General features: G+C 42.6%; 7 protein-coding genes, 4 tRNA genes and 2 rRNA genes. 2 read left to right on the forward strand and 11 right to left on the reverse strand.

Features of this window, described 5'->3' with window-relative positions; translation table 11 throughout:
- From SKA34_RS01195 to murB, 8 genes are all read right to left on the reverse strand, one after another.
- On the reverse strand, positions 1–293 hold a 293-nt coding region (locus SKA34_RS01195), incomplete at its 3' end, for a GTP-binding protein (RefSeq protein WP_006643670.1).
- Between the two features lie 99 nt (positions 294–392).
- Positions 393–468 (reverse strand) — tRNA-Thr (locus SKA34_RS01200).
- Between the two features lie 12 nt (positions 469–480).
- Positions 481–555, reverse strand: a tRNA-Gly gene (locus tag SKA34_RS01205).
- A gap of 39 nt (positions 556–594) precedes the next feature.
- Positions 595–679: transfer RNA gene (locus SKA34_RS01210), tRNA-Tyr, on the reverse strand.
- Between the two features lie 13 nt (positions 680–692).
- Positions 693–768 (reverse strand) — tRNA-Thr (locus SKA34_RS01215).
- Positions 769–864: 96 nt separating this feature from the next.
- Positions 865–1,596 (reverse strand): type III pantothenate kinase, encoded by a 732-nt coding sequence (locus tag SKA34_RS01220; protein WP_006643672.1) that lies wholly within the window; start codon positions 1,594–1,596, stop codon positions 865–867.
- Positions 1,596–2,558, reverse strand: coding sequence for a bifunctional biotin--[acetyl-CoA-carboxylase] ligase/biotin operon repressor BirA (birA, locus tag SKA34_RS01225; RefSeq protein ID WP_006643673.1), 963 nt, complete (start codon positions 2,556–2,558; stop codon positions 1,596–1,598). Before birA ends, SKA34_RS01220 begins: the two co-directional genes overlap by 1 nt.
- A complete protein-coding gene (gene murB, locus SKA34_RS01230) occupies positions 2,555–3,595 on the reverse strand; it encodes a UDP-N-acetylmuramate dehydrogenase (RefSeq protein ID WP_006643674.1) in 1,041 nt (346 codons plus the stop codon). The genes birA and murB overlap by 4 nt, the downstream gene beginning before the upstream one ends.
- A gap of 85 nt (positions 3,596–3,680) precedes the next feature.
- Here murB and SKA34_RS01235 point away from each other — a divergent pair, with 85 nt between their 5' ends.
- Together SKA34_RS01235 and pssA are read left to right on the forward strand one after the other, a co-directional pair.
- Complete coding sequence (locus SKA34_RS01235) at positions 3,681–4,148, forward strand: GNAT family N-acetyltransferase (RefSeq protein WP_006643675.1); 468 nt, start codon at positions 3,681–3,683, stop codon at positions 4,146–4,148.
- Positions 4,149–4,232: 84 nt separating this feature from the next.
- A complete protein-coding gene (gene pssA / locus SKA34_RS01240) occupies positions 4,233–5,582 on the forward strand; it encodes a CDP-diacylglycerol--serine O-phosphatidyltransferase (protein WP_006643676.1) in 1,350 nt (449 codons plus the stop codon).
- A gap of 94 nt (positions 5,583–5,676) precedes the next feature.
- On the opposite strand, the gene SKA34_RS01245 is transcribed toward pssA, so the two are convergent.
- From SKA34_RS01245 to SKA34_RS01260, 3 genes are all read right to left on the reverse strand, one after another.
- Positions 5,677–6,854 (reverse strand): IS3 family transposase gene (locus SKA34_RS01245; protein WP_086004105.1). Its coding sequence is split into 2 segments (ribosomal slippage): positions 5,677–6,596 and positions 6,596–6,854, totalling 1,179 coding nucleotides; the frame shifts between segments, so codons are not numbered across the junction.
- A 365-nt stretch (positions 6,855–7,219) separates the two neighbouring features.
- A 5S ribosomal RNA gene (rrf, locus tag SKA34_RS01255) occupies positions 7,220–7,335 on the reverse strand.
- A gap of 118 nt (positions 7,336–7,453) precedes the next feature.
- Positions 7,454–8,378, reverse strand: a 23S ribosomal RNA gene (locus tag SKA34_RS01260); the annotation flags it as partial.

Here is an 8,378-nt window from a genome sequence, read left to right on the forward strand (position 1 = left end):
TGAGCAGCACCAGTGATCATGTTTTTAACATAATCGGCGTGTCCAGGACAGTCAACGTGTGCGTAGTGACGAGTTGGAGTATCGTACTCAACGTGAGAAGTTGAGATTGTGATACCACGCTCGCGCTCTTCAGGAGCGTTATCGATAGATGCGAAGTCTTTCGCTTCACCACCGTACACTTTTGAAAGTGTAGTACAGATAGCAGCAGTTAGAGTTGTTTTACCGTGGTCAACGTGGCCGATAGTACCAACGTTTACGTGCGGTTTTACGCGTTCAAATTTTTCTTTAGACATGATAGTCCCTCTGGGCACGGTATTAGGTGGCATTACGACCACACAACCAAACATGGGTTTGTTGAGTATATAACAAATGGATGAATTAGGACTTGAGAGTGGTGCTGATAGGCAGATTTGAACTGCCGACCTCACCCTTACCAAGGGTGCGCTCTACCGACTGAGCTATATCAGCACACAAGAAATGTGGAGCGGGCAGCGGGAATCGAACCCGCATCATCAGCTTGGAAGGCTGAGGTAATAGCCATTATACGATGCCCGCAAAACTTGTATCTCGTAGAGCTATTCAACCATTTGAAAATGGTGGTGGGGGAAGGATTCGAACCTTCGAAGGCAGTGCCGGCAGATTTACAATCTGCTCCCTTTGGCCACTCGGGAACCCCACCGAAATTTTAAAACTGGTGCCGACTACCGGAGTCGAACTGGTGACCTACTGATTACAAGTCAGTTGCTCTACCTACTGAGCTAAGTCGGCATTAGTGGTGCGCATTCTAGATAATGATTATTTTTGTTGCAATACCCTAACGTGTTTTTTTTATTGTTTTTTATTTAATTGTTGTAATTTTGGGCATTAACCGCGCTTTGCATACAATCCTAGCCCTTCAAGTACCAGCTCCGAGCGATGATAAAAAGGTTTACACCATGATTTTGGCAAATGGCGAACACCGCCACCACATAGAATAACCGCGGGTGCTTCATTTAATTCTGCAGATGCTTGTTTTAAGCCAAACTCAATTAATCCAACTAACGCAGCACGGCAGCCATTCTTTAAACCATCAGCGGTATTGTTTGCCAGTGTTAATGATTCACTATGTACACTATCTGAAAACACCTTGGTCGTGTTCTCTAACACTGATTTCATCATTAGCTGATAACCAGGCATGATCCAACCACCAAGGTGTTTTCCATCACTGTCCATAACATCAAACGTTAATGCAGTGCCTATATCAACGATTACTGTTGGTTGCTCGAAGTTTTGGCGAATAGCGACCAGTGTTAGCCAACGGTCAACGCCAAGATATTGATACTCAGAATATGCGTTAACAACACCGAAGTCTTCGCGTGCAGTTTTCACTTGAGTAACAGGAATATTAGCCATTTGTGCAATGCGCTGAATAGTATTATCAACCTCAACTGGTCCGACACTCGCAAAAACAATGCGTTCAACATTACCTTCTAGTAACGGTTGTAAAACAAGCTCTAATTTTTTGCTTGGGTATTTACCAATTTGTTCAATGTGTTCATTTTGAGTTAGCAAGGCAACTTTGACGTAAGTATTACCTGCTTCAATTAATAATTGCATCAGCAACCTCTAAGGCTGATTTCACCACCGATATACGGTGTAATACCGGTGTCGGTTTCCAGTAATAAAGCCCCTTGAGCATCAATCCCACGAGCAGTTCCTTCGATGGTTCGCTCACCGATTAATAATTTCACAGGGCGGTTTAAAAAGTTATCTATTTTATTCCAACGTTCAACAAAGCCAACTAAGCCTTGATATTCATAATCACAGAGTGTTTGGTTAAGATGTGAGATTAATGTAGCCGCTAAGATATTTCGAGACGGTAAGCTATCACAAGCTTGCGACAGTGTTGTCCACGCCTGTGTGATTTCACTTTGCTCTGCTAGTGGCATATTAATATTTAGCCCCATTCCAATCACTAAGTGTGCAGCATCGCCTGCTTGACCTGTCATTTCAACAAGAATACCAGCAAGCTTTTTATCCTGATAATAAATATCGTTCGGCCACTTAACACGAACGTCATCTGCACCAAGTTTTTGGAGCGTTTCAGCAATCGCAACACCGACCACTAAACTTAGCCCCATTGCCGCAGCCATACCGGCTTCTAAACGCCAGTAAATGGAAAGGTATAGGTTACTACCAAAAGGTGAAACCCATTGTCGACCACGTCGTCCTCGACCAGCTTCTTGATATTCAGCCAAACATACACTGCCGCTAGGCAGTTGCCCAACTCTATCTAGAAGGTATTGATTGGTTGAATCGATGACAGGAATTAAATCAAGATGGGGACACTTAACTTTCGCTAAAATCTGTTGCTGATTAAGTAAATCAATCGCCGATGCAAGGCAATAACCTTTACCTTGCACCCGAAAGATATCAAGCCCCCATTGCTGAATGACTTGAATTTGCTTCGCAATTGCAGCACGAGTCATACCGAGCGTTTGTCCTAATACTTCACCTGAATGAAATTCACCATCAGAGAGTAACTGAATCAAAGCTAGTCGTACGGTATGATCTTTCATCGCAGCATCTCGATAAGATTCGTTTCAGCATTATGGGCCATAAAGCGCACTTCATGCTCAAGAGAGACGCCAAATTTAGTCATTACCGTATCGACGACATATTGTGCTAGCTGAAGTACATCATGCGCTGTTGCATTACCAACATTTGTTAATACGAGTGATTGTTGCTGGTGAATTTTAGCACCACCAATTTGGTATCCTTTCAAACCACATTGATCAATCAACCAACCAGCAGCTAATTTGCAATGCCCTTCGTCCACAAGGTAACTTGGCATGTTAGGGTATTCAGATAAAAGAAAGTCACGTGCATCTAAAGAAATAATTGGGTTTTTGAAGAAACTACCGGCATTACCCATAACCTCCGGATCAGGTAGTTTCTCACGACGAATGGCGCATACTTCATCAAAAATCTCTTTGGCTGTAACGGTATCAAGCGAGAATTTTGCTAATGGACCATAAGCTATCTTCGGTGACCAAGCTTTGCTTAAGCGAAAACCTACCGCTGTAATAATGTGGTTATCTTTTAACTCTCGCTTAAAAATTGAATCTCGATATGAAAAATGGCAATCATCAGCCGTCAGACGCTTCACTTCACCTGTTTGTACATTTAATACATCAACATATTGGCAGACATCTTTTAATTCTACGCCATAAGCACCAATATTTTGTATTGGAGACGACCCCACACAACCAGGAATAAGTGCTAGATTCTCGAGGCCATTAAAACCATTATCGACGGCCCAAGAAACAAGTGCATGCCAGTCTTCACCGCCGCCAACATGTAAATCAACATATTCAGCACTATCGACCACATTAATGCCTTTAATACGATTTAGAATGATAGCGCCTTGGTAATCTTCACAAAAAAGTAAGTTGCTTCCTTGACCAACAACTAACTTAGGGACTTCCTTATAGGTTTCGTCCTGCCAAATAGCAAGGAGATCTTCAACACTTGATGCTTCAAGTATGTACTTCGCCGATACATCAATCCCAAAGGTGTGATAAGGCGCCAACCCATTTTCATGTAAAACTTTCATGTTAATTCACAACCAAATCTTTATACTTTTCTATACGAATTGAAACTATTTTACCTGATCCCATTCAACAACGCAGTGTTTTCCCATGTCTCAAATTATTTATCGTCAACTTGATCCTATTCGTTTACCTTTAGTTAATAAAATATACAAGTCATTCTATCCATCAGGAAAAGCAAAGAGAGATGAAACTATCTGGGTTGCAGAGTCAAACAATAGTATTATTGCATCCGTAAGATTTAAAACTATTGATAATATACAACTACTGACTGGAATGCTTGTCATCCCAGAGTATCGTTTACAAGGCATTGCGTATAAACTCATTGAATCATGCCGTAGCCAAATAAACCAACAAGCATGTTATTGCTTTGCATTTCAAGAATTAGAAGCGTTTTATCAAAAGTCAGGGTTTAAAACTATAAATAGTGAAATCCTTCCCAATAATATCAAACAACGTTTTCATCGCTATGCCAATAGCGGTAAAAATCTAATTCCAATGCTATTTATTGATACGCTTACCTCAGAAAGCATGAGTAAAAACATATCTAGACACTAGATACATTGACTTCGCTTTTTTTCTGGTATAATTGATTCCTTAATCAAAATTCATCTACTTATAGATCGTGTAAACGAGGCGATAATGGATTCAGCTATTGCTAACAGGCAAATCATCGAACAACTGCCATGTATTGCGCACAAGCCCGAGAATTTAGAGACTCTTTTTGATGCAAATTCGTTTAGAGAGCGTCTATATCAAGAAATAAAATCAGCTAAAGAACGCATTTACTTAGTTGCTTTATATCTTCAAGATGATGAAGCAGGAAGAGGTGTGCTTACTGCTCTGTATGAAGCAAAACAACTCAATCCAGAACTCGATATAAAAGTATTAGTTGATTGGCATAGAGCTCAACGAGGCTTAATTGGCGCCAGTCAGTCCGATGGCAATGCCGCGCTATATCGTGAGTACGCAGAAAAATATACTCATAAGATAGATGTGCTTGGCGTACCGGTTCGTAATCGAGAAGTGTTTGGTGTCCTACACCTGAAAGGCTTTGTTATTGACGATAATGTTATTTATAGCGGTGCAAGCTTAAATGATGTGTATCTCGCTCAACATGACCGTTATCGTTACGACCGCTACCACGTTATTAAAAATGAAAAGCTAGCTAACAGCATGGCGCAACTCATTATTGATATACTTGTTTCGAGTAATGCAGTTAACTGCCTTGCACAACCGGAAAGACCCGATACAAAGTCATTGAAAGTGGCAATTCGAGATCTACGCTCTGAACTACAACAAGCTATCTACCATTTTGAGCCAGATGAGATTAAAAATGACGAGGTAGGATTAACCCCCCTGATCGGTTTAGGGAAACGTAAAAACAAACTGAATCAGGATATTTGTACACTGATTGCTAGTGCACAATCAGAGATGACTATTTGTACTCCCTACTTTAACTTTCCAAGGATGGTGAGTCGCGAAGTAAAAAAAGCGCTTAAACGCGGTGTAAAAATCACTATCGTTGTTGGTGATAAAACTGCAAATGACTTTTATATTCCACCATCAGAGCCTTTTAAGACTATTGCTGGGTTACCTTACTTATATGAAGTCAATTTACGCAATTTTGCCAAACATAATGAAGCCGCTATTGCACATCGTCAATTAGCGATCCATTTATGGAAACACGATAACAATAGTTTTCACTTAAAGGGGCTTTGGGTCGATCGCCGTTATATGTTAGTAACGGGTAATAACCTAAATCCACGAGCTTGGAAACTTGATCTTGAAAATGCGATTTTAATTCATGACAAAAATCAACTACTCGCCGAGCAACAACAACAAGAGTTAAATTGTATTCTCGAACATACCCAGCTCATTGGTAGTTATAAGCAAATTGAAAAGATTGATAACTACCCTGCTCAAGTTAAAAAGCTCATCACACGTATTCGTCGTGTTAAAGCTGATCATATCCTAAATCAGATTCTATAATTTAAATCCTTTATCACTGCGGTAATTCTCTACTGCAGTGATGTATCTCCTAATATTAGATGCTAATACTATTCTGTAGGTCTGTATGTAGTGGTCAACTAAAATTGGCCACGGTTTTAGAGTTTTCCCAATATAATCGTTCTGATTCGTTGGGAGTTAGGCCGCCATTATATTGATGCGGCCTGAGTTGACAGTAATACCCGATAATGTAGCGGATGATCTCTTGTTGAGCTTCAGCAAAACTACGATAACCCACTGTTGGCACCCATTCGGTCTTTAAGCTTCTAAAGAAACGCTCCATTGGTGCATTATCCCAGCAATTTCCTCGGCGAGATAAACTCTGTTTTATCTTAAAACGCCACAGTAATTGACGGTACTTTCGACTTGTATAGTGGCTACCTTGATCGCTGTGGAACATGACGCCTTTCGGCTTACCACGCGACTCATAAGCCATTGAAAGAGCTTTGCCTGTCAGACTGGAATCAGGTGATAAAGACATCGACCAACCAATCACTTTGCGGGCAAAAAGATCAATAACAACCGCTAAATACATCCAGCGATTTCCTGTCCAAATATACGTAACATCACCAACCCAAACTTCATTTGGGGCGGTAACAGCAAACTGTCGGCCCAAGTGATTTGGAACCTCAACATGTTCTTGAGAAGCCTTTCTGTATCGATGCTTTGGCTGTTGGCAACTGACTAAACCAAGCTCTCTCATGAGTTTTGTTGCTCGGTATCGGCTCAGTTTTAAACCCTGATTTGTGACTATATCTGCAATAGTCCTCGCTCCCGCAGAGGCGTTGCTTGCTGCGTGGGCCTCACTAACTAAGCTGCGAAGTTTGACTGTTTCCGCCCTAATCGCTGTTGGACGCTTTAGCCAATAGTTATAACTACTTCGATGAACATTGAAGACTTCGCATAATGTTTTTACGCTATAGCTCTGCTTGAGTTTCTTGATCATCAAGAATTGTTCAGTGAGTCCGACATCAACAGAGCCGTGGCTTTTTTTAATATTTCATTATGCTCTTCAAGACGAGCTAACTTCTTTTTTAATTCCCGAATTTCTATTTGCTCAGGGGTCATAGGCGAAGCTTTTGGCGTTTTGCCTTGTCGTTCTTGTTTAAGCTGACGAACCCATTTATCCATCGTGGATTTACCCACATTCATGGCTTGGGCGGCTTCTGCCACTGAGTAATTTTGATCAATCACTAACTGTGAAGCCTCGAGCTTGAATTCTGCGCTGAATAGTCGTCTTGTACGATTTGTCATAGTGTCACCTGTTAACGTATGAAGTGATGATATCACCTCTAACTAAGTGACCAAATTCACTATGCCACTACAAGGTCTGTAGGTCTGTAGGTCTGTAGGTCTGTAGGTATGTAGGTATGTAGGTCTGTAGGTCTGTAGGTCTGTAGGTCTGTAGGTCTGTAGGTCTGTAGGTCTGTAGGTCTGTAGGTCTGTAGGTCTGTAGGTCTGTAGGTCTGTAGGTCTGTAGGTCTGTAGGTCTGTAGGTCTGTAGGTCTGTAGGTCTGTAGGTCTGTAGGTCTGTAGGTCTAGTTTATCGATGTAAAGTAACATTAAAAACATTAAAACGAAAAAAGGCCATCCTTTCGGATGGCCTTTTAAAATTGGAAGCCTGGCGATGTCCTACTCTCACATGGGGAGACCCCACACTACCATCGGCGCTATTACGTTTCACTACTGAGTTCGGCATGGGATCAGGTGGGTCCATAACGCTATGGTCGCCAAGCAAATTCTGTTTTATTTATTGTCATCGACAATAAATAGCAATCTGGGAAAATCTAACTAGTTGTTCTCTACACGTTCAAGTGTACTTGGAGTCCGTATAAAAACCCCTTGGGTGTTGTATGGTTAAGCCTCACGGGCAATTAGTATCAGTTAGCTCAATGCCTCGCAGCACTTACACACATGACCTATCAACGTTGTAGTCTTCAACAACCCTTTAGAGACCTTAAAGGTCTAGGGATGACTCATCTTGAGGCTCGCTTCCCGCTTAGATGCTTTCAGCGGTTATCGATTCCGAACTTAGCTACCGGGCAATGCGTCTGGCGACACAACCCGAACACCAGCGGTTCGTCCACTCCGGTCCTCTCGTACTAGGAGCAGCCCCTCTCAATCATCCAACGCCCACGGCAGATAGGGACCGAACTGTCTCACGACGTTCTAAACCCAGCTCGCGTACCACTTTAAATGGCGAACAGCCATACCCTTGGGACCGACTTCAGCCCCAGGATGTGATGAGCCGACATCGAGGTGCCAAACACCGCCGTCGATATGAACTCTTGGGCGGTATCAGCCTGTTATCCCCGGAGTACCTTTTATCCGTTGAGCGATGGCCCTTCCATTCAGAACCACCGGATCACTATGACCTGCTTTCGCACCTGCTCGAATTGTCATTCTCGCAGTCAAGCGGGCTTATGCCATTGCACTAACCTCACGATGTCCGACCGTGATTAGCCCACCTTCGTGCTCCTCCGTTACTCTTTGGGAGGAGACCGCCCCAGTCAAACTACCCACCAGGCACTGTCCGTAACCCCGATAAGGGGCCAACGTTAGAACATCAAGCATACAAGGGTGGTATTTCAAGATTGACTCCACAACCACTGGCGCGGTTGCTTCAACGTCTCCCACCTATCCTACACATGTAGGGTCAATGTTCAGTGCCAAGCTATAGTAAAGGTTCACGGGGTCTTTCCGTCTAGCCGCGGGGACGCAGCATCTTCACTGCGATTTCATTTCACTGAGTCTCGGGTGGAGACAGCGTGGCCATCA

Source organism: Photobacterium sp. SKA34 (assembly GCF_000153325.1).
Classification (GTDB): domain Bacteria; phylum Pseudomonadota; class Gammaproteobacteria; order Enterobacterales; family Vibrionaceae; genus Photobacterium.